This is a genomic window from Saccharothrix espanaensis DSM 44229 (genome assembly GCF_000328705.1).
Classification (GTDB): domain Bacteria; phylum Actinomycetota; class Actinomycetes; order Mycobacteriales; family Pseudonocardiaceae; genus Actinosynnema; species Actinosynnema espanaense.
This window is the reverse complement of sequence record NC_019673.1, coordinates 13,722-33,533: the sequence shown is the minus strand read 5'-3', so window position 1 is coordinate 33,533 and position 19,812 is coordinate 13,722. Positions and strand designations below refer to the sequence as shown.

The window sequence follows — 19,812 nt, the reverse complement described above, 5'->3', positions numbered from 1 at the left end:
TCGACGGTAGATCAGGAAGCGGCGGTCAGCAGCTGCTCGTAGACCAGTTCGTTCACCCAACGGGTGGTCGCGGTGTCTTCGACCGGCACGGTCTCGTTGCGCCCGGAGACGTCCGTGGACAGCTCGCACTGCTCGTCGGCCAGCAGCACCGAGACGCCGTAGCGGCGGACCCGGGGCAGGCAGTTCGCCAGGTAGTCGTGGGTGAACGCGACCGAGGAGGGCAGCACCGCGGCGGCGTTGCCGAAGCGGGCGAAGGGCACCGCCGAGGCCAGCGCGGTCCGCCAGTGGCGGGCCACCGCCAGCACCCCGATGATCCGCACGGCGGCCGGTGGCACCCGGCCGTCCATCTCGGGCCACACCCAGGTGGACACCGTGGTGCGGTCGGACTCGGGGCCGGCGCTCAGGCAGACCCGCTCGGCGTGCGCGTCGGCGAGCAGCTCGGCGACGACGATGACCTTGCGGCCCATCAGCACCATCTCGGGGAGCACCACACCGTGCCAGCCGAGGCGCACCGCCGCGGCGGCGGCCAGTTCCTCCGCCGAGCCGGGCAGTTCCGGAACCGGGATCGCGATGGACGACAGCGCCCGTGCGTCGCCGGTGTCCGCGATCCGTGCTGGTGTGCTGCTCACGCCAGGGCCTCCTCGGCAACCACGGCGGTGGGCCCCGCCGCGTTTCGACTCGTGCTCTGCATAAGACCTACCACCCGTCAAGTGCGCCGCCCCCCAGCTCAGCGGCCCCCTGCGATCGGCGGCGGGGACGCATCGGTAACCGGTCGATACCGCCAAGAGGGAGTTCTGCCCGGCCATGCTGCCGTCCGGGTGACATGTGCAGCCCTCGACTCCGCAAAAAGGTGCTCAGCGTGCTCGGCCCACCCACGCGCCGGCCACGGAAGTGACGCGCGCCACCACAGACACCCCCGTCGCACCGACCGTTCATCGCCCGAAACCGACCGACCGGCCTCGCCAGGCCCGGCCACGCTGGGAAAACCGGTGCGCCCGGCGGAGCGGGCACCCCATCGGCCCCGTCGGGCAGCACCGACAACCACGCCACTGACTGGGCCCGCTGACCAAGCCGGCGTTCACGGGAGGCGGCCGGACGAAGGGTGACGCACATCACCGGAAGCGGGCAGGATCAGCTCCCACGGCTATTCGGCGAATCGGCCAGGCAGCATCCGCGAGTTCGTCGTCGCAGGAGATTCGCGGTTCCCGTCCGACCACCGACCGACACCTGGAAAGTACAAATTCCCACAGGTCTTGATTAGTGTGGTCGACCCGGTTCCCAGGCAATCGTCGAACGACTCGGTGTTCTGCGGTGAACGTGTGGTGGTCGGCGCTAGCCGTGCCGGCCGCGAGGCCGATGACGGTCCGCGGTCCGCGCCCAGGTCGCCCGCCAGCGGTACCCGTCCTGGTCCGCGCGCTCGGCCGTGAAGTCGACGGCCTCGTCCACGCGCAGCGCCCGGTACCCGCCGGTGGTGTTCCGGTCGGTCGGGTCGATGACGGAGAAGTGGACCCAGACCGCGCCGTCGAATTCCGGCGAACCGACGACGCCCCAACCGGACTCGGCGTGCCACTGGAGAACGTGCCCGCGGCGGATCGGCTCCTCGTCGGTCGCCACCGGACACCGTACTCGTGCTCAACAACCAGATCCCCTGCACAGCGCCGGTCCCCGCGAATTCGAAGAGTCCCGGAATATCAACGGGCGGCGAGCGCCGGCACTGCGACGAAGATCACCAGACCGAGGCGCACCTACCGCAATCGATCGTGAGCACTCCGTGACAATCAGGGCCGGACGGGGAAACGGCACGCCCTGCGCCTCCCCGAAGTGGCGCAACCCACATCACACGCACCGCGACGGCACGCCGACCCGCAAGGGCACTCGGCACCGGCCCGCGCCCCCGAACAGCCGCACCAGGCCGCCAAAGCACTAGCCCGAACGAGTGGTCTACGCCACAGCCGGCACCGGCCGGCGAACCGACCCGGAAAAACAAGTGAGGCCCCGCTGTTGCGGGGCCTCACCTGCTGCTTCTACTCTCGGAACCAGGACTCGATCCCGGCTGCACGTGGGCGAGGGGGGAGTTGAACCCCCACGTCCTTTCGGACACACGGACCTGAACCGTGCGCGTCTGCCATTCCGCCACTCGCCCGGAGCGACGTGGAGAACACTAGCACGGCCCTCGTCCGGGTTACCAATTGCCCCGTGTACCGCCACGTCACCCCGGATACGATCGGTGCCGAGAAGTCGACCGAGTCGGAGGGTTGCCGTGGGCCGCGTACAGCGCTTCGAGCGCCGTCTCGAAGGCATCGTCGGCAACACCTTCGCGCGCGTGTTCGGCGGCAGCGTCGTTCCGCAGGAAGTGGCCCAGGCCCTCGAACGGGAGGCGGAGGTCAACATCCGCGAACTCGCGGGTGGCAGGCTGCTCGCGCCGAACCACTTCATCGTCCTGCTGGGTCCCCAGGACCACGATCGGCTTGCCGGTGACGGCCAGGATGAACTACGCATCACCCAGCTTCTCGGGGACTCCGTCCGGGAGCACCTCGAAGAGAGCGGATGGGATACCTATGGTGACGTCGTAGTCTCCCTGGAGCGCTCCGACGCGCTGCACACCGGACAGTTCCGAACCAGCTCGTCCGTCGACCCCGATGTGAAAGTTTCCAGCCGACGGTCAGCACCACCTCGCACAGGAGACGGATCCATGAGCCAGCCTCCCGGCTACGGACAAGGACAGGGCCAACCCGGCTACGACCCCTACGCGCAGGGCGGCTACGGCCAGCAGCAGGGTTATGACCAGCAGCAGCAGCCGGGCTACGGCCAGCAGCAGCCGGGCTACGACCAGGGATACGGCCAGCAACAGGGCTACGACCAGGGTTACGGCCAGCAGCAGCAGCCGGGCTACGGCCAGCAGCCCCAGGGCTACGACCAGGGCTACGGCCAGCAGGGTTACGACCAGGGCTATGGCCAGCAGCCGCAGCAGCCGGGTTACGACCAGGGTTACGGCCAGCAGCCGCAGCAGCCGGGCTACGACCAGGGCTACGGTCAGCAGGGCTACGACCAGGGATACGGCCAGCAGCCGGGCTACGGCCAGCCGGGTTACGACCAGGGCTACGGCCAGGCCGGCTACCAGGACCCGGCGCAGGGCTACGCCCCGCCGGCGGTCCAGTCCGGGCCGCGTCAGCTCAACGCCACCCTGCACCTGGACGACGGCTCGAACCGGACGTACAACCTCAAGCAGGGCGGCAACGTGGTCGGCCGCGGCCAGGAGGCGGACTTCCGGCTGCCCGACACCGGGGTCTCCAGGAGGCACCTGGAGATCACCTGGGACGGGCACAGTGCCATGCTCGCTGATCTCGGTTCGACAAACGGGACCACGGTGAACGGCACTCCGGTGCAGACTTGGCAGCTCGCGGAAGGCGACGTCGTCCGCATCGGCCACTCCTCGCTGGTTTTCCGCACCCAGGGCTAGTGGTCGAGACGGGCGAAGGCGTGACGGCACTCAAGGCAGGAGCGGTTACAACCGGTGCCAGAGCTGGTGATGCAGCTGACCAGAGCGGGCTTCCTCGTCCTGCTCTGGTTGTTCGTGTTGGCTGCGCTGAGGGTGGTCCGGTCCGACCTGTACGCGGCGTCGGGACAACGCGTTCCGACGCCCGGAGTACTGCGTAGAGGAGCCAAGAAGGCCGCCAAGGGGAACAAAGCACCACGTCAACTCGTCGTCACGCACGGCGCGCTGGCGGGTACCCGCATCTCCCTGGACGGCAGGCCGATCATGATCGGCCGCGCGGACGACTCCACGCTCGTCCTGGACGACGACTTCGCGTCGACCAGGCACGCGCGGCTGTCCATGCGCGGTACCGACTGGTACGTGGAGGACCTGGGCTCCACGAACGGCACCTATCTCGACCGGGCGAAGGTCACGGCCCCACTCCGGGTCCCGCTCGGCTCCCCGATCCGGATCGGCAAAACGGTGATCGAGCTGCGCTCATGACCCTCGTCCTTCGATACGCGGCCCGCAGCGACCGGGGCCTGGTTCGTTCCAACAACCAGGACTCCGTGTACGCCGGCCCCCGACTGCTCGCGCTCGCCGACGGCATGGGCGGTCACGCCGCGGGCGAGGTGGCCAGCAAGGTGGTCATCGCCGCCCTGGCCCCGCTCGACGACGACGAGCCCGGCGACGACCTGCTCGGCCAGCTGCGCGAGGCGGTGATCGCCGGCAACGGCGCGATCTCCGAGCTGGTGCAGTCCGACCCCGACCTGGACGGCATGGGCACCACGCTCACCGCCGTGCTGTTCGCGGGCTCCCGGCTGGGCATGGTGCACATCGGCGACTCGCGCGCCTACATGGCCCGCAACGGCACGTTCACCCAGATCACGCACGACGACACGTTCGTCCAGTCGCTGATCGACGAGGGTCGGATCACCGAGGAGGAGGCGGCGACGCACCCGCAGCGGTCGCTGCTGCTGCGCGCGCTGACCGGCCACGAGGTGGAACCGCGGCTGATGGTGCGCGAGGCCCGCCCCGGCGACCGCTACCTGCTGTGCTCCGACGGCCTGTCCGGCGTGGTGAGCCAGGAGACGCTGGAGGAGGCCATCCGCATCCAGGACCCGCAGGCCTGCGCGGACCGGATGATCGAGCTGGCGCTCAAGGGCGGCGGACCGGACAACGTGACGGTCGTGATCGCCGACGTGGTCGACGTCGACTTCGGGGAGGACGTCCCGATAGTGGGCGGCGCGGCCGGCGACGGCAGCGAGGACCCACCTCCCCCCGACTCGCCCGCCTCGCGGGCGAGTTCGATAACGGGACCCCGGCCGGTCCCGCAGCGGGTCGAGCCGCCGCAGCCGCCGGTGGACCCGCGCCGGGCGCGCGGCAACCGGATCAAGGCGCTGGCCCTGGTGGTGTTCCTGCTCCTGCTGCTGGTCGCGGCCGGTCTGGGCACCCGCTGGTACGTGCTGCGCCAGTACTACGTGGGCGCGGGCTCCGACGGCCAGGTCTCGGTGTTCCGGGGTGTCCCGGGCAGCTTCCTGGGCTTCGACCTGCACACCCCGGTGGAGGGCTCGTGCCCGCCGGGCGCGCAGGCGTGCGAGCCGATCACGGTCGACGACCTGAAGGTCTCGACCCGGGACGTGGTGCGCAACGGCATCACCGACGTGGACGGCCTGGAGGGCGCGCGGGAGGCCATCCGCCGGCTGCGCACCGAGCAGACGCTGCCGTTCTGCCCGAAGGAGCAGACGTCCGGCACCTCGCCGACGACCACCCCGACCACGACCACCCCGGTGGACCCGTCGGCAACCTCGACGGCACCGACCACGTCCACCACTGCGGAGGGCACCCCGCTGCCCTCGCCCGTGCAGAAGCCGGGCACGGATTGCCGGAAGGGTCAGTAGACGCATGGGTTCGCCCGTCCCCGGCGCGGAAGGCACGCCGCCCGCGACGGCGGGAGGCAGCACTCCGCTCGCGGCAAGCACCTCGCCGGGGCTGAAGCCGCCCACGAAGCGGTCCACGGAACTGTTCCTGCTCGCGTTCGCCGCCGGCCTGGTGACGATCGCGCTGATCCTGGTGGAGGCGAACCAGGAGCAGGAGCTCACGATGAACATCGTGTGGCTCGGCCTGGCCTACATGGGCCTGCTCACCGTGGCGCACCTCGCGGTGCGCTGGTGGGCGCCCTACGCCGACCCGGTGATCCTGCCGTGCGTGGCGATGCTCAACGGGCTGGGCCTGGTGATGATCCACCGGATCGACCTGGCCATGGCCGACGTGAAGCTGCCCAACAACGCGGTGTGGTCGCCGGCCGCGCCCAAGCAGGTGCTCTGGACGGCCATCGCGCTGGTGCTGTTCTGCACCGCGCTCAAGGTGCTCTCCGACCACCGCACGCTGGCCCGCTACGGCTACACCTTCGGGTTCATCGGCCTGATCGCGCTGGTCCTGCCGGGGGTGCTGCCCAGCTTCATCGCGCCGGAGATCAACGGCGCGAAGATCTGGCTGAGCTTCGGCGCGTTCTCCATCCAGCCGGGCGAGTTCGCGAAGATCCTGCTGATGGTCTTCTTCGCCGCGTTCCTGGTGTCCAAGCGCGAGCTGTTCACCACGGCGGGCCGCCGGCTGCTGGGCCTGGACCTGCCGCGCGCGCGTGACCTGGGGCCGCTGCTGGGCGCGTGGCTGGTCGGCGTCGGGATCATGGTCTTCCAGAAGGACCTGGGCTCGTCGTTGCTGTTCTTCGGCATCGTGCTCGTGCTGCTCTACGTGGCGACCGAGCGCGCGGCGTGGGTGGTGATCGGCGTCCTGCTGTTCTGCGTCGGCGCGTTCGCGGCGTGGAAGATGTTCGGCCACGTCCAGATCCGGGTGGCCAACTGGCTCGACCCGTTCGCCGACGCGACGAACAAGGGCTACCAGATCGTCCAGTCGCTGTTCGGCCTGGGCACCGGCGGCCTGTTCGGCGCCGGGCTGGGCGGCGGCCGGCCGGACCAGATCCCGGAGGCCAACACCGACTTCATCACCGCGGTGATCGGCGAGGAGCTGGGTTTCGTCGGCCTGGCCGCGGTGCTGCTGATCTACACCGTGTTCGCGATGCGCGGGATGCGCGGCGCGCTGGCCGTGCGCGACACGTTCGGCAAGCTGCTCGGCGGCGGTCTGGCGTTCGCGGTGGCGTTCCAGATCTTCATCGTCATCGGCGGTGTCACCAAGCTGATCCCGATGACCGGCATCACCGCGCCGTTCCTGTCCTACGGCGGGTCGTCGCTGCTGGCGAACTACATCCTGGTGGCGCTGCTGCTGCGGATCTCCGACGCCGCGCGCTCCCCGAAGGCCACGCCCAAGCCGAGACCGCAGCAGCCCGCGATCGCCGACCAGTTCACAGTCATGGTGGAGCGTCCCAAATGAACACACCGCTCCGCCGCGTCGGCATGGCCATGATGGCGATGATGCTCCTGCTGCTGGCCAACGCCACGTACGTGCAGGTCATCAAGGCCGACGACTACCGCAAGGACCCGCTCAACCGGCGGGTGGTGCTCGACCAGTACTCGCGCGAGCGCGGCCAGATCATCGCCGCCGGCGGCGAGCCGCTGGCGACCGTGGAGAAGACCACCGACCGGCTGCGCTACCTGCGCAAGTACGCGGGCCCGGCGTTCGCGCCGGTGACCGGCTACTTCTCCACGGTGTACGGCGCGGGCGGCCTGGAGCGGGCCGAGGACGACCTGCTCAACGGCTCGGACGACCGGTTGTTCACCCGCCGGGTGTCGGACCTGATCACCGGCCGCGACCCGAAGGGCGGCAGCCTCCAGCTCACCGTGGACGCGGCCCTCCAGCAGGCCGCCTACGACAACCTGCAGGGCGTGACCGGCGCGGTGGTGGCGATCCGGCCGCAGACCGGCGAGATCCTGGCGATGGCGTCCACCCCGACGTTCGACCCGAACACGCTGGCCAGCCACGACGTGGACGAGCAGCAGACCGCGTGGAAGGGCCTCAACGCCCCGGACGCGGGCCTGCCGCTGCTCAACCGCTCGGTCGCGGGCCTCTACGCGCCCGGCTCGACGTTCAAGCTGGTCGTGGCGGCGGCGGCGCTGGCCGACGGCAAGACCAAGGACAGCGAGGTCGACGGCCGCCCGGTGATCACCCTGCCGGGGACCAACACCACGCTGCCGAACTTCAACGACACCAACTGCGGCAACGGCGTGACGGCGACCCTCCAGGAGGCGCTGGCCAAGTCGTGCAACACCGCGTTCGCGGTGCTGGCCGACCAGCTGGGCAAGGACAAGCTGAACAAGCAGGCGGCCAAGTTCGGGTTCGACGACCCGGACCTGAAGGTGCCGCTGTCGGTGGAGACCTCGACGCTGGGCCCGATGAAGGACCGGCCGTCGATCTACCAGACCGGCATCGGCCAGCGCGACGTGCTGGTCACGCCGCTGGAGAACGCGGTGGTCACGGCCACCATCGCCAACGGCGGGGTGCGGATGCGCCCGCACCTGATCCACAAGGTGCTCGCGCCCGACCTGTCGGTGATCAGCGAGGACAAGGGCGACGACGTCGACGACGCGATGGAGGTCGAGCACGCCCGCGCGCTGCGCGACATGATGATCGAGTCGGAGAAGAACACCTTCCAGGGCGGCCGGCTGTCCGGGGTGACCATCGCGTCCAAGACCGGCACCGCCGAGCGCGGCGAGGACGTGAAGGCGACCAAGCCCAACGCCTGGTACGTGGCGTTCGCGCCGGCCGAGAAGCCGGAGATCGCGATCGCGGTCATCATCGAGAACGGTGGTGACGTGGGCCTGGCCGCGACCGGCGGGCGGGTCGCCGCGCCGATCGGCCGGGCGGTCATCGGCGCGTACCTCGGGAGCCGATGATGCTGACCTCCGGCCAGTTGCTCGCCGAGCGGTACCGCTTGTCCAAGCGGATCGCGGTGGGCGGCATGGGCGAGGTCTGGGAGGCCGCGGACACCCGGCTGGACCGCCGGGTCGCGGTGAAGGTGCTCAAGGCGGAGCTCTCCGGCGACGCGGAGTTCCTCAACCGGTTCCGGATCGAGGCGCGCACGACGGCGTCGCTGAACCACCCGGGGATCGCCGCCGTGCACGACTACGGCGAGACCGCGGCGGTGCCGGACGGGCCGGAGGACACCGCCTACCTGGTGATGGAGCTGGTCGAGGGCGAGCCGCTGGCGGCGGTCATCGCGCGCGGCCGGCTGACCGCCGAGCGCACGCTGGACGTGCTGGAGCAGGCGGGCAACGCGTTGCAGGCGGCGCACGAGCGCGGCCTGGTGCACCGGGACGTGAAGCCGGGCAACATCCTGGTGACGCCGACCGGGAAGGTGAAGATCACCGACTTCGGCATCGCGAAGGCCGCCGACGCGGTGCCGGTCACGCACAACGGCATGGTGATGGGCACCGCCCACTACATCGCGCCGGAGCAGGCGCTCGGCCACGCCGCCGAGCCCGCGAGCGACGTGTACGCGCTGGCCGTGTGCGGGTACGAGTGCCTCACGGGGCACCGGCCGTTCCTGTCGGAGAACGCGGTCACCGTGGCGATGATGCACATCAGGGACATCGCGCCGCCGCTGCCGCCGGACGTGCCGCCGGGCCCGCGCGCGCTGATCGAGGCGACCCTGGTGAAGGACCCGCGCCAGCGCTACCGCAACGGCGGCGAGTTCGCGGCGGCGGTGGGCGCGATCCGGGCCGGCCAGCCGCTGCCCGCGCCGACCGGGCTCGCCATGGCGGTCGGCCCGGTGCCGATCCCGCAGCCGGCCCCGATCCCCCCACAGGTCCCGATCCCCCAGCAGCCGATGCCGGCCCCGCCGCCGCAGGCGGTGTCCCAGTCGATGGGACAGCCGACCCACCCGTCGATGCCGCTGAGCAACCCGGGATCCCGGCCCGGGATCCAGCCGGTGCCGCCGTCGCAGGTGAACACTCCGCGCACGGGCGCTTTCGGTCCGTTGCCACCGCCGCCGCGACCACCGGGGCGCAATCGCGCCCTGCTGTGGGTTATGGTCGCTGTGCTGGTGGCTGTGCTGCTGGTACTCGGCGTGGTCATCCTGCGCGGGTTGGGCAAGGACGACGAGGGGCCCGGTGGGACGAGCCAGCAGGGCACCACGAGTGCCCACACGTCCCCGCAGGACTCGACCGATCGTCTCCCCGGCAGACCGACGGTCACGATCGCGACGGCCGATTTCGTCGACCTCCCGGCCGACGAGGTCGCGAAGAAGCTCTCCGGGTACGGCCTGGAACCGGAGGTGCACGCCGACCAGGGTGGCGCCCCGCGGGACCAGCGGAGGTGCCTGGTGTCGGACGTGAGCCCGAGCGGTGAGGTTGCGATCGGCTCACGGGTGACGGTGACGTGTGTACCGACGTAACGGCCGAACGGTACTAAGGCGGACGGAAGCGATGGCAGGACCGTTGACGAGGAGCGGGACGAAGCACTGATGAGCACTCCGCGACTGCTCTCCAACCGCTACGAACTGGGTGAGACCCTCGGCTACGGCGGTATGTCGGAGGTCCACAAGGGCCGCGACGTGCGGCTCGGCCGGGACGTGGCGATCAAGGTGCTCCGTGCCGACCTCGCCCGCGACACCCAGTTCCAGGAGCGGTTCCGGCGGGAGGCCCAGAACTCCGCGGCGCTGAACCACCCCGCCATCGTCGCCGTCTACGACACCGGTGAGACCAACACCGAGTACGGCCCGCTGCCCTACATCGTGATGGAGTTCGTCGACGGCCGGACGCTGCGCGACATCGTCAAGACGCAGGGGCCGCTGACCGGCAAGCGCGCCATGGAGATCATGGCCGACGTCTCGGCGGCGCTGGACTTCAGCCACCGGCACGGGATCGTGCACCGGGACGTGAAGCCGGCCAACGTGATGATCACCCGGTCCGGCGCGGTGAAGGTGATGGACTTCGGCATCGCGCGCGCCGTGCACGACGGCCAGGCGGCGGTGACCCAGACGGCCGCGGTGATCGGCACCGCGCAGTACCTCTCGCCCGAGCAGGCCCGGGGCGAGGCGGTGGACGCCCGGTCCGACGTGTACGCGTCGGGCTGCGTGCTGTTCGAGCTGCTGACCGGCGAACCGCCGTTCACCGGCGACTCGCCGGTGGCGGTGGCCTACCAGCACGTGCGCGAGGACCCGAAGCCGCCGTCGTCGCTGAACGCGAAGGTGACGCCCGCGCTGGACGCGATCGTGCTCAAGGCGATGGCGAAGGGCCCGGCCAACCGCTACCAGTCGGCCGCCGAGATGCGCGCGGACCTGGTGCGCGTGCTGTCCGGCCAGCGCCCGTCGGCGCCCGCGGTGATGACGCCCGAGGACCGCACCGCGGTGCTGAACCAGTCGCCGCGCACCGAGGTGGCCTCCGGTGGCCGGCACCGCCCGTCGGCGCTGCGCGAGGAGCCCGACGACTACGACCCGATCGCCGAGGAGGAGGCGGAGCGCAAGGCCCGGCGCAAGAAGACGATCATGATCACGCTGGTCGTCCTGCTCTGCGTCGCGGTGCTCGCGCTGGCCGCCTGGATCACCACCTCGCTGCTGAACAAGGACAACACCGCCGGCACGGTCAAGGTGCCGATCCCGGACCTGAAGGGCCAGACCGCGGCGTCCGCGTCCGACGAGCTGCGCCGGCTGAGCCTGGAGCCGGTGCTGGTGAACCGGCCGTGCCAGCCCGCGCCGACCGGGACGCCGACCTGCGCGGCCGAGCAGATCGGCCAGGTGCTGGAGACCGACCCGGCGTCGGGCCGCGAGGTCGAGAAGTACTCCAAGATCACCGTGGTGGTCGGCGCGCCCGCCGAGGCGGTCGAGGTCCCGGACGTGCGGGGCCTCTCGCCCGCGGACGCGCAGAAGAAGCTCGAAGAGGGCAACTGGGTCTTCAAGCAGGCCGCCGAGCCGACCGAGGTCGAGGACGCGAAGCTGATCGGCAAGGTCGCCGACCAGAACCCGGCGCCGGGCACGAAGGCGGCCAAGGGCAGCACGATCACGATCACCCTGGGCAAGGGCCCGGACACCGTGCAGGTGCCCGACGTCACCGGCCAGACCCTCCAGCGGGCCAAGGAGACGCTGGAGGGCAACGGGTTCAGGGTGCAGGCCAAGGACGTGGACAGCCCGAAGGACCAGGGCGAGGTGGTGGCCCAGAACCCGGCCCCCGGCCGGGCCGAGAAGGGCTCGATCGTCACGCTGAGCGTGTCGAAGGGCAACCAGTTCCTGATGCCGGACCTGACCGGGATGACCGAGGGTCAGGCGCGCTCGAAGCTCAGCCAGCTCGGCTGGACCGGCGACCTGAACGTCTCGGAGCGGATCCCGACCACCGAGATCGGCCAGGACAAGAAGATCGCCGAGGCCGAGATCAGGCCCGACCAGCCGCTGGCCAAGAACGCCCGGATCAACGTCAAGGTGTTCGACTTCAAGATCGTCCCCACGAGCCGGTAGCCGCGGCGGACGTGGGAAGGCCCCTCGCTCCGCGGAGCGAGGGGCCTTCGTCGTCGGGTGGGCCGGGGTCAGACCTGGCGGGCCGCCGCGGCCAGTTCGCGCATCCCGTTCTCCAGCTGGCACACCGTCCCCTCGGGGACCTCGAACCCGCAGACGCGCAGCCAGTTGGCGAGCATCCGGTGGCCGCCCTCGGTGAGCACGGACTCGGGGTGGAACTGGACGCCCTCGACCGGGAGCTCGCGGTGCCGCATGGCCATCACCACGCCGGTGTCGGTGCGGCCGGTGACCTCGAACTCCGCCGGGATGGTGTCGGGCAGCACGGTCAGCGAGTGGTACCGGGTCGCGGTGAACGGGCTGGGCACACCGGCCAGCACGCCCACGCCGTCGTGGTGCACGACCGAGGTCTTGCCGTGCAGGAGTTCCGGCGCGAGGTCGACCGTGCCGCCCCACACCGCCCCGATGGCCTGGTGGCCGAGGCACACGCCGAACACCGGGACGCCGCGGTCGGCGCAGTGCCGGATGACCTCCATGCTCCGGCCGGCCTTGTCCGGGGTGCTGGGGCCGGGGCTGACCAGCACACCGCCGACCTCGCCGATCTCGTCGAGCTCCACGGCGTCGTTGCGCCGCACCACGCACTCGACCCCGAGCTGGGCCAGGTACTGGACGAGGTTGTAGACGAAGCTGTCGTAGTTGTCGACCACGAGCACGCGCATGGGCGTCAGCGTAGCCGTGACCAACCTCTCGTCAGAAGTGAGCTTAGGCTCACCTAACCTATACTCATGACACGTTCTCTGCGCGTCGCCGTCGTCGGCGCGGGCCCCGCGGGCATCTACGCCGCCGACATCCTGACCAAGTCGGACGCGGACGTCTCCGTCGACCTGTTCGAGCGGATGCCCGCGCCCTACGGCCTGATCAGGTACGGCGTCGCACCCGACCACCCGCGGATCAAGGGCATCGTGACCGCCCTCCAGCGGGTGCTCGACCGGCCGGAGATCCGGTTCTTCGGCAACGTCGAGTACGGCGTGGACCTCAAGCTCGACGACCTGCGCCAGCTCTACGACGCCGTCATCTTCTCCACCGGCGCGGAGAAGGACCGGGCGCTCGACCTGCCCGGCATCGACCTGGACGGCTCGTACGGCGCGGCCGACTTCGTCTCCTGGTACGACGGCCACCCGGACGTGCCGCGCGACTGGCCGCTGACCGCGTCCCAGGTCGCCGTGCTCGGCGTCGGCAACGTCGCCCTCGACGTGGCCCGCATCCTGGCCAAGACCGCCGACGAGCTGCTGGTCACCGAGATCCCGGACAACGTCTACCAGGGCCTCAAGGCCAGCCCCGTCACCGACGTGCACGTGTTCGGCAGGCGTGGGCCCGCCCAGGCCAAGTTCACCCCGCTGGAGCTGCGCGAACTCGACCACTCGCCCAACGTCGAGGTCATCGTGCACCCCGAGGGCATCGACTTCTGCGCCGCGAGCATGGCCTCCATCCGGTCCAACAAGCAGGTCGAGATGGTGGTCAAGACCCTCCAGGAGTGGGCGATCCGCGACGTCGGCGACCGGCCGCGCCGGCTGCACCTGCACTTCCTGGAGGCCCCGGTCGAGGTGCTCGGCCCGGACGGCTCGGTCACCGGCCTGCGCACCGAGCGGATGCGGCTGACCGGTGACGGCGGCGTCGAGGGCACCGGCGAGTTCACCGACTGGCCGGTCCAGTCGGTCTACCGCGCGGTCGGCTACCTGTCCACGCACCTCGCGGGCCTGCCGTTCGACCACACCTCGGGCACCGTGCCGCACCAGGCGGGCCGGGTGCTCGACCTGGACGACCAGGCCATCACCGGGGTCTACGTCACCGGCTGGATCAAGCGCGGCCCGATCGGCCTGATCGGCCACACCAAGGGCGACGCGCTGGAGACGGTGACCAGCCTGCTCGCCGACGCGCCGAACCTGCCCGAGGCCCCGGTGGCCGACCCGGACGCCGTGGTCCGGTTCCTGGAGCAGCGCGCCATCCCGTTCACCACGGTCGACGGCTGGCGCAAGCTCGACGCGCACGAGATCGCGCTGGGCGTGGAGCAGGGCCGCGACCGGGTCAAGGTCGTGGACCGGGCGACCATGACCGACGTCTCCCGCGCCTGACGCCTGCTGCCTGACCCGCACCGCCCGACCCGCACGCCACGGCCGGAGCCCGCACGAGGGCTCCGGCCGTCTTGTCGCGCCCTTACCGGGCGGGCGTCACTGGGCAGTCGTCACTGGGCGGTCGTCACGTTGTTGAACGGCAGCTTCGGCTCCGCCCACGGGAACACCACGAACATCAGCAGCGCCACCACCCCGGCCACCAGCACCAGGGCTTCGAGCACGCGCACCGGCAGCGGGCCGGGCAGGTGCCGCCAGATCCAGCCGTACATCACTGCTCCTTGAGCTCTTCGGGCACGAACCCGGGTGCCTTGGGGTAGGCCTGGGTCAGCACCGCGTGCACGATCAGCCGCTGCTTGTCGGAGAACCTCGGGTGGCAGGTGGTCAGCGTCATCAGCGCCGCCTGCTGCGCCTCGGGCGCGGTCCCGGTGAAGTGCGGCACCGCGTTGATCACCTCGCCCTGGGTGGGCAGCACGATCTCCTGGCCGACGGTCTTGTCGTAGGACCCGCCCAGCGGCGAGACCTTCTCGCAGGTCTTCGCCTTGGCCTTGTCGCTCTGCGCCCACCCGGCGATCTCCGCGGACTTCGGCAGCATCCGGTAGACGAACCAGTCGGTCTGCGTCTCGACCACGATCGCGTCGCACGACTCCAGCAGGTCGAGGTCGTTGAACGGCGCGCCCTTGCCGACCCGGTGGCCGGCGACGGCGAAGTTGCCGGGGTTGCCGGGCAGCGCGGTGTTGACGTAGTGGCCGGGCCCGATCTCCAGGTCCTTGTCGGTGGTGCCCTCGACCACGGAGAACTTGTAGTCCGGGCCGAACACCGGGATGTACATCTTGGCGAACGCCTGGCCCGCGATCAGGTCGTACTTGGCCTGCCGCTGCTCGTCGGTCGGCTCGACGGTGTTCGCGCCCCACTTGTCGTCCAGGGCGTGCGTGGCGTCGTCCTGCTTGCCGGCCGAGATGAGGTCGGTGACGTACACCTCGTAGACCACGAACAGCAGGATCACCAGGCCGGCCGTGATCAGCAGCTCGCCCACCGCGCGGACGGTCTTGCGGGCGGCGCTGTCCTTGGGTGGCGTGGCGGGCTCCTCGTGGTCGTCTTCCACGTCGTCGTAGTACTCGTCGTCGTAGCTGTCGTCGTAGTCGTCGTACTCGTCGTCGTACTCGTCCACGACCGGGGCGATGACCTCGGTCGGCGGGTCGACGGGCCGGGGCCGGCGCGGCGGTGCCGGCCGCGCACCGGGCGGCACCGCGCCGGCCGGCCCGAGCCCGGCCCGGGGAGGTCCGGCGTGGAGAGGTCCGGCCTGGGCAGGCCCGAGCGGTGCCGATCCGAGCGGTGCCGATCCCGGCTGGGCCGATCCCGGCTGGGGCGGCCCGGGGTGCGCCGGTCCGGGGTGCGCCGGCCCGGGGTGCGGCGGTCGGGCGCGGTGCGGGCCGGTCTGGTTCGGGCCCGGGGGCGGCGGGAGGCTGCCGGAAAACGCGTTGGTGTACCGGGTGGCGTCGGCCGGCGGCTCGGGCCGGGGCGCGCGACCGGGCGGCGGCACGGCCTCGCCGCGCGGGCCGCGGTCGTCGCCGGTGAGCCGGCCGCTCAGCGACGGGCCGTCCGGGCGGGGGCCGGGAGCGCGCGGGTCGACGGCGCGCGGTGGGCCGTCCGGGGGTACGAGCGGGCCGCGGACCGAAGGCTCGTCCCAGCTCCCCGACGAGATCCGGGTGACCTCCTCGGGCCCCGGCGGCGGCGGTGCGACGGGTCGGCGGTCCCCTGGCCTGGGACGGGGCGGCCGGCCCGGCGGCGGGCCCGACGGGCCGCCTTGCGGCGGGGGCGGGTCGTGGCTCACCGAAAATCCTCCCGGTCCGAACGTTCCAGAACTGCGCAGTGCTCTTCAGTGACCTGCTCGGCTACGTTAACGTGTTCATCCAGCAGTGGACGTAAACTCGCGCCACTGGGAGCTCATCCACCCCCGTCAGGCGAGGACAGAATGCCCAAGTCCAAGGTCCGCAAGAAGGCCGTGTACACGGCGCCGACCGATCGCCGCACCCCGGTGAAGGTGAAGGCGGCCGGTCCGTCCCACCCGGTCTACATCGCCGTGATGCTCGGTCTGATGCTGCTCGGCCTGGCGTGGCTGGTGGTCAACTACATCGCGGGCGAGCAGGTCCCGGTGATGATGGACCTCGGGAGCTGGAACTTCGGCATCGGGTTCGCCCTGATGATCGTGGGACTGCTGATGACCATGCGGTGGCGCTGACCACTCGCTACGCCACGTGGCGTACGGCCCGGACGTGCACCACGTCCGGGCCGTCGTGCGTCAACCGGTCGTTCACCCAGTTCACCCGAGGGTCACCGAAGCACAGCGGTGTAACTCATCCCCAATGGGGACAACTCCTGTGGACAACTTTGCGCCAGATTGCACAAGCGGAGGTAGAGCCCTCCAGTTGTCCACATGGGGAACACTCGAAGGCGTGACCGAACCCCGTTCCTGGTCCCCGAGACCTGCCGTCGTCGGCGTCGCCTGGGCGTTGGCCGCCGCCGCGCTCCTGACGGCCCTGCTGAGCGCCGAACCCACCACGAGGCTGCTCCTGGGCACCGCGACCGCGTTCCTGGCCGCTCTGGCGGCCTACGGGACGTTCCTGCGGCCCAAGCTGGCCGTCGACGACACCGGGCTGACCGTCCGCACCGTCACCGGACCGCGCCACCTGCCGTGGCACGAGGTGAAGGTCAAGCTCGCGCACACCCGCCGGCTCGGTCGCGAGATGACCACGCTGGAGCTGGACTGGGAGCGCGGCGAGGACGAGCAGCTCTACGTGCTGACCATCACCGACCTGGGCGCGGACCCGCGGGACGTGGCCGACGTGCTGCACGCCCTCAGGCCGTGAGGTCGACCACGACCCCGACCTGAGCCCACAGGGCCAAGCGTTTGCGTGGTGGTCCGTGCGGACCGGTCAGCCCAGCTGGCCGGTCCGCACGTACGCCATCACGACGAGCAGCACGACCGCGCCGACCACGGCGATGATCTGGTACCGGTCGCGGTTGGCGGCCGGCGCGTAGACCAGCCCGGCGGCCACCGCCGCGCCGACCAGCAGCCCGCCGAGGTGGCCGAGCAGCGAGATGCCCGGCAGCGTGAAGCTCAGCACCAGGTTCAGGCCGATCACGCCGAGCGCCGAACCGGGGTTGAGCTTGAGCTTGAGCACCGCCACCAGCATCGCGCCCATCAGGCCGTACACCGCGCCGGACGCACCGGCCACGGGCGTGTTGACGTGGCCGAACAGGTACACCGCGACCCCGCCGCCGAGCAGCGAGACCAGGTAGAGGGCCAGGAACCGGATCTTGCCGAACGTCGGTTCCAGCTCACGCCCCAGCACGTACAGGGCGATCATGTTCAGCCCGAGGTGCGCGGGCCCGTAGTGCAGGAACCCCGAGGTGAGCAGCCGCCACCACTCGCCGTAGAAGATGCCGACCGGCCACAGCACGAAGTCCGCGAACAGCGGCGAGGCCGCGTTGTTCGACACGCTGCCCGCCTGGACCGCCGTCACCGCGTAGGCCAGCACGTTGAGCACGATCAGCACCGGGGTGGCGATCAGCTTCGGGGAGAACTCCGCCCCGACGAACGTCCGGCCGCGGCGGACCGTGCTGCGGCCCTCGGCGACGCAGTCGACGCAGTGGAAGCCGACCGAGGCCTCCCGCAGGCACTCCGGGCACGCCGGGCGGTCGCACCGGGCGCACCGCAACCCGGTGGCCCGGTCCGGGTGCCGCACGCAGGCGGCGGCACCGACCGGGTCACCGGGGGCAGCAGGCGAGGTCATCGCTCAGGCGCGCTCGATCGAGACCTTCTCGATCACCACGTCGGTGACCGGGCGGTCACCGGAACCGGTCGGCGCGTTGCCGATCGCGTTCACCACGTTGACCGAGTCCTGGTCGGCCACCTCGCCGAAGATCGTGTGCTTGAAGTTCAGCCACGTGGTCGGCGCGACCGTGACGAAGAACTGGGAGCCGTTGGAGTTGGGCCCGGCGTTCGCCATCGCCAGCAGGTACGGCTTGCTGAACTGGAGCTCCGGGTGGAACTCGTCGGCGAACTTGTAGCCGGGACCGCCGCGGCCGGTACCGGTCGGGTCGCCGCCCTGGAGCATGAAGCCCGCGATGACGCGGTGGAAGACCGAGCCGTCGTAGAACGGGCCGGAGTTCTCGCCCCGTGCGTTGGGCTCGGTGTAGTCCTTGGTCCCCTCGGCCAGGCCGACGAAGTTGGCCACGGTCTTGGGCGCGTGGTCGGGGAAGAGGTTGATCTTGATGTCACCCTGCGAGGTGTGCAGGGTGGCCGTCAACTTGGTCCCGACGAGCGAGTCGTTGCTGTCTGCCACGCACACCATCGTGCCATCCGGGAGCGGGAAGGTTCGGGAAGGGGCAGGATGGGTATTGCCGGAGGGTGACTGACCGACAGCTTGTGGAGCGCGACATGGACGAGGTGGACGCAATGGCCCGAGCCGGGGAGTCGGTGGGCAAGGCGGTCGGCACAGGCCTGCGCGCCGTTCGCCGCGGTGCGGTCCGCGCTGGTCACGCCGGTGCCGATGCCGCCGTCACGTGGGCCGAACGGGCGGAGGGCAAGCTCGCCGAACGCGGCGTCACCGCCGAGCACGTGCGCGGCGTGGTCGCGGACCGCGCCGGCGCGCTGGTGGAGAAGGCCGAGGAGGTCGAGAAGTCGACCCGCAAGAGCCGCAAGCGGTTGGCGAAGAAGGCCAAGGGCGTCCGCAAGGACGTGGCCAAGGTCGCCGACCGGGCCCGCAAGGAGACCAGGATCCGGGCCAAGGACGTGCGCAAGGCCGCCAAGCAGGCCCGCAAGGACTTCGCGGCCGCCCAGCGGCCGAAGAAGAGCCGCAAGTGGCCGTGGCTGCTCGGGCTGGTGGCCGCGGTGGCCGTCGCCGGGTACGTGGCGCTGACCCGCCGCCCGGAGGAGGTCCACCTGGAGGAGGTCGACGAGCAGGTCGAGCCGCCCGTGACCGACCGCACGAGCACCGACCGCACGACCGCCGACCGCACGACCGCCGAGCACGCCGCCCGCAACGGCCGCCCGGCCGACCAGGGCGTCTCCGACCGGCACTGACGCGCCGGTCGCGGACGTCCGCCGAAAGCACCCGACCGGCGCGGACGCCGGTCCCCCGCACCGCGCCGACCACCTCACCCCGAGGCGGCCGGCGCGGTCGCTCGGGTCACAGGCCCAGGTTCCCGATCACGGTCTCGGCGATCCGCTTCGCCTTGATGCTCTGCTGCTGGTTGCTGGTCACGACCACCGCGGCGCCGTCCTTCGCGACCGCGTACACCGCGCCCTGCGCACCGCTCAGCGAGCCGCCCGCCCAGCCGGCGGGCGCGGACGCGGGGCTGGAGTCGGCGACCGGCGCGGCCCGGTCGACCACCGCCTTCGCGGTCTTCGCGTCGCCCTCGAACACCCAGACGGAGAGCTGGACGTCGGTCGCGTTCGCGTAGAAGAAGCACGCCGGTCGCGGCTGGTCGGCCGACAGCCGGACCTCGCGCACCAACTGGCCGTTGGCCTCGGCGACGAACGACTTCTCCAGGTAGGGGCACGTTCCGGCCGCGGCCGGTTCCGGAACCGGCGGCGGGCCGGCCGGCGCGGGCGCGGAGGAGTGCGCAACCGACGTGGCCGGCGGGGCGGGCGAGGTGGTCTTGGCCGGTTCCCCGGAGCCGCACGCGGTCAGCGCGCCGAGGACCAGCAGGGATGGCAGGGCAATGCGCAGCGCTTGGTTCATAGGGCTGCCAGTCAATCATCAATCCCAACAGCGAATCGACAGGGTGACGACCTAGGCACG

At 71.1% G+C, this 19,812-nt stretch carries 19 protein-coding genes and 1 tRNA gene; 11 read left to right on the top strand and 9 right to left on the bottom strand.

All coding sequences use genetic code 11. The features are described 5' to 3' along the window. Positions 1 to 11: 11 nt before the first annotated feature. From BN6_RS00155 to BN6_RS00145, 3 genes are all read right to left on the bottom strand, one after another. Complete coding sequence (locus BN6_RS00155) at positions 12 to 629, bottom strand: hypothetical protein (protein ID WP_015097478.1); 618 nt, start codon at positions 627 to 629, stop codon at positions 12 to 14. A 703-nt stretch (positions 630 to 1,332) separates the two neighbouring features. Then, positions 1,333 to 1,614 carry a hypothetical protein gene (locus tag BN6_RS00150; RefSeq protein ID WP_015097477.1) on the bottom strand — a complete coding sequence of 94 codons (282 nt, stop codon included), beginning with the start codon at positions 1,612 to 1,614 and terminating at the stop codon, positions 1,333 to 1,335. A 446-nt stretch (positions 1,615 to 2,060) separates the two neighbouring features. Next, positions 2,061 to 2,143 (bottom strand) — tRNA-Leu (locus BN6_RS00145). Positions 2,144 to 2,260: 117 nt separating this feature from the next. Between BN6_RS00145 and BN6_RS49440 the strand changes: the two genes are divergently transcribed. The 7 genes from BN6_RS49440 (at position 2,261) to pknB (ending at position 11,879) form a co-directional block, all read left to right on the top strand. Continuing rightward, a complete protein-coding gene (locus BN6_RS49440) occupies positions 2,261 to 3,460 on the top strand; it encodes a DUF3662 and FHA domain-containing protein (RefSeq protein ID WP_015097476.1) in 1,200 nt (399 codons plus the stop codon). Positions 3,461 to 3,514: 54 nt separating this feature from the next. After that, positions 3,515 to 3,979, top strand: a complete 465-nt coding sequence (locus BN6_RS00135; protein WP_015097475.1) for an FHA domain-containing protein FhaB/FipA — start codon at positions 3,515 to 3,517, stop codon at positions 3,977 to 3,979. Beyond that, positions 3,976 to 5,376 (top strand): PP2C family protein-serine/threonine phosphatase, encoded by a 1,401-nt coding sequence (locus BN6_RS00130; protein ID WP_015097474.1) that lies wholly within the window; start codon positions 3,976 to 3,978, stop codon positions 5,374 to 5,376. Before BN6_RS00135 ends, BN6_RS00130 begins: the two co-directional genes overlap by 4 nt. 4 nt (positions 5,377 to 5,380) lie before the next feature. Beyond that, positions 5,381 to 6,865, top strand: a complete 1,485-nt coding sequence (locus tag BN6_RS00125) for an FtsW/RodA/SpoVE family cell cycle protein (RefSeq protein ID WP_015097473.1) — start codon at positions 5,381 to 5,383, stop codon at positions 6,863 to 6,865. Continuing rightward, positions 6,862 to 8,325, top strand: coding sequence for a peptidoglycan D,D-transpeptidase FtsI family protein (locus tag BN6_RS00120; RefSeq protein ID WP_015097472.1), 1,464 nt, complete (start codon positions 6,862 to 6,864; stop codon positions 8,323 to 8,325). The genes BN6_RS00125 and BN6_RS00120 overlap by 4 nt, the downstream gene beginning before the upstream one ends. Continuing rightward, positions 8,325 to 9,824, top strand: coding sequence for a serine/threonine-protein kinase (locus tag BN6_RS00115; protein WP_015097471.1), 1,500 nt, complete (start codon positions 8,325 to 8,327; stop codon positions 9,822 to 9,824). Before BN6_RS00120 ends, BN6_RS00115 begins: the two co-directional genes overlap by 1 nt. A 69-nt stretch (positions 9,825 to 9,893) precedes the next feature. Next, positions 9,894 to 11,879, top strand: a complete 1,986-nt coding sequence (gene pknB / locus BN6_RS00110) for a Stk1 family PASTA domain-containing Ser/Thr kinase (protein ID WP_015097470.1) — start codon at positions 9,894 to 9,896, stop codon at positions 11,877 to 11,879. 68 nt (positions 11,880 to 11,947) lie between these two features. Here pknB and BN6_RS00105 read toward each other — a convergent pair whose 3' ends face one another. Further along, positions 11,948 to 12,592 carry an aminodeoxychorismate/anthranilate synthase component II gene (locus BN6_RS00105; protein ID WP_015097469.1) on the bottom strand — a complete coding sequence of 215 codons (645 nt, stop codon included), beginning with the start codon at positions 12,590 to 12,592 and terminating at the stop codon, positions 11,948 to 11,950. A gap of 66 nt (positions 12,593 to 12,658) precedes the next feature. On the opposite strand from BN6_RS00105, the gene BN6_RS00100 reads away from it, so the two are divergent. Further along, positions 12,659 to 14,005 (top strand): FAD-dependent oxidoreductase, encoded by a 1,347-nt coding sequence (locus BN6_RS00100; RefSeq protein WP_015097468.1) that lies wholly within the window; start codon positions 12,659 to 12,661, stop codon positions 14,003 to 14,005. Between the two features lie 110 nt (positions 14,006 to 14,115). On the opposite strand, the gene BN6_RS47320 is transcribed toward BN6_RS00100, so the two are convergent. Continuing rightward, positions 14,116 to 14,274 carry a hypothetical protein gene (locus BN6_RS47320; RefSeq protein WP_015097467.1) on the bottom strand — a complete coding sequence of 53 codons (159 nt, stop codon included), beginning with the start codon at positions 14,272 to 14,274 and terminating at the stop codon, positions 14,116 to 14,118. Beyond that, a complete protein-coding gene (locus BN6_RS49905) occupies positions 14,274 to 15,836 on the bottom strand; it encodes a class E sortase (RefSeq protein WP_015097466.1) in 1,563 nt (520 codons plus the stop codon). The genes BN6_RS47320 and BN6_RS49905 overlap by 1 nt, the downstream gene beginning before the upstream one ends. A 141-nt stretch (positions 15,837 to 15,977) precedes the next feature. On the opposite strand from BN6_RS49905, the gene crgA reads away from it, so the two are divergent. Both crgA and BN6_RS00085 read left to right on the top strand, forming a co-directional pair. Then, positions 15,978 to 16,244, top strand: coding sequence for a cell division protein CrgA (crgA, locus tag BN6_RS00090; RefSeq protein WP_015097465.1), 267 nt, complete (start codon positions 15,978 to 15,980; stop codon positions 16,242 to 16,244). A gap of 214 nt (positions 16,245 to 16,458) precedes the next feature. Continuing rightward, entirely contained in the window at positions 16,459 to 16,872 is a 414-nt protein-coding gene (locus tag BN6_RS00085) for a PH domain-containing protein (protein WP_041311483.1), read from the top strand. A gap of 66 nt (positions 16,873 to 16,938) precedes the next feature. On the opposite strand, the gene BN6_RS00080 is transcribed toward BN6_RS00085, so the two are convergent. Beyond that, positions 16,939 to 17,799 carry a rhomboid family intramembrane serine protease gene (locus BN6_RS00080; RefSeq protein ID WP_015097463.1) on the bottom strand — a complete coding sequence of 287 codons (861 nt, stop codon included), beginning with the start codon at positions 17,797 to 17,799 and terminating at the stop codon, positions 16,939 to 16,941. A gap of 3 nt (positions 17,800 to 17,802) precedes the next feature. After that, entirely contained in the window at positions 17,803 to 18,360 is a 558-nt protein-coding gene (locus BN6_RS00075; RefSeq protein WP_015097462.1) for a peptidylprolyl isomerase, read from the bottom strand. An 86-nt stretch (positions 18,361 to 18,446) separates the two neighbouring features. Between BN6_RS00075 and BN6_RS00070 the strand changes: the two genes are divergently transcribed. Continuing rightward, positions 18,447 to 19,091, top strand: coding sequence for a hypothetical protein (locus BN6_RS00070; RefSeq protein ID WP_148302662.1), 645 nt, complete (start codon positions 18,447 to 18,449; stop codon positions 19,089 to 19,091). Between the two features lie 106 nt (positions 19,092 to 19,197). Here BN6_RS00070 and BN6_RS00065 read toward each other — a convergent pair whose 3' ends face one another. Next, positions 19,198 to 19,752, bottom strand: coding sequence for a DUF2020 domain-containing protein (locus tag BN6_RS00065; protein ID WP_084672550.1), 555 nt, complete (start codon positions 19,750 to 19,752; stop codon positions 19,198 to 19,200). Positions 19,753 to 19,812: the final 60 nt, after the last annotated feature.

Bases quoted from the DNA above. Each gene is read 5' to 3' on its own strand.
- BN6_RS00130 (WP_015097474.1), top strand. From the start codon at position 3,976: ATGACCCTCGTCCTTCGATACGCGGCCCGCAGCGACCGGGGCCTGGTT.
- BN6_RS00100 (WP_015097468.1), top strand. From the start codon at position 12,659: ATGACACGTTCTCTGCGCGTCGCCGTCGTCGGCGCGGGCCCCGCGGGC.
- BN6_RS00120 (WP_015097472.1), top strand. From the start codon at position 6,862: ATGAACACACCGCTCCGCCGCGTCGGCATGGCCATGATGGCGATGATG.
- BN6_RS00115 (WP_015097471.1), top strand. From the start codon at position 8,325: ATGCTGACCTCCGGCCAGTTGCTCGCCGAGCGGTACCGCTTGTCCAAG.
- crgA (WP_015097465.1), top strand. From the start codon at position 15,978: ATGCCCAAGTCCAAGGTCCGCAAGAAGGCCGTGTACACGGCGCCGACC.
- BN6_RS00070 (WP_148302662.1), top strand. From the start codon at position 18,447: ATGGACGAGGTGGACGCAATGGCCCGAGCCGGGGAGTCGGTGGGCAAG.
- BN6_RS00125 (WP_015097473.1), top strand. From the start codon at position 5,381: ATGGGTTCGCCCGTCCCCGGCGCGGAAGGCACGCCGCCCGCGACGGCG.
- BN6_RS47320 (WP_015097467.1), bottom strand. From the start codon at position 14,274: ATGTACGGCTGGATCTGGCGGCACCTGCCCGGCCCGCTGCCGGTGCGC.
- BN6_RS00105 (WP_015097469.1), bottom strand. From the start codon at position 12,592: ATGCGCGTGCTCGTGGTCGACAACTACGACAGCTTCGTCTACAACCTC.
- BN6_RS00080 (WP_015097463.1), bottom strand. From the start codon at position 17,799: ATGACCTCGCCTGCTGCCCCCGGTGACCCGGTCGGTGCCGCCGCCTGC.
- BN6_RS00065 (WP_084672550.1), bottom strand. From the start codon at position 19,752: ATGAACCAAGCGCTGCGCATTGCCCTGCCATCCCTGCTGGTCCTCGGC.
- pknB (WP_015097470.1), top strand. From the start codon at position 9,894: ATGAGCACTCCGCGACTGCTCTCCAACCGCTACGAACTGGGTGAGACC.
- BN6_RS00075 (WP_015097462.1), bottom strand. From the start codon at position 18,360: ATGGTGTGCGTGGCAGACAGCAACGACTCGCTCGTCGGGACCAAGTTG.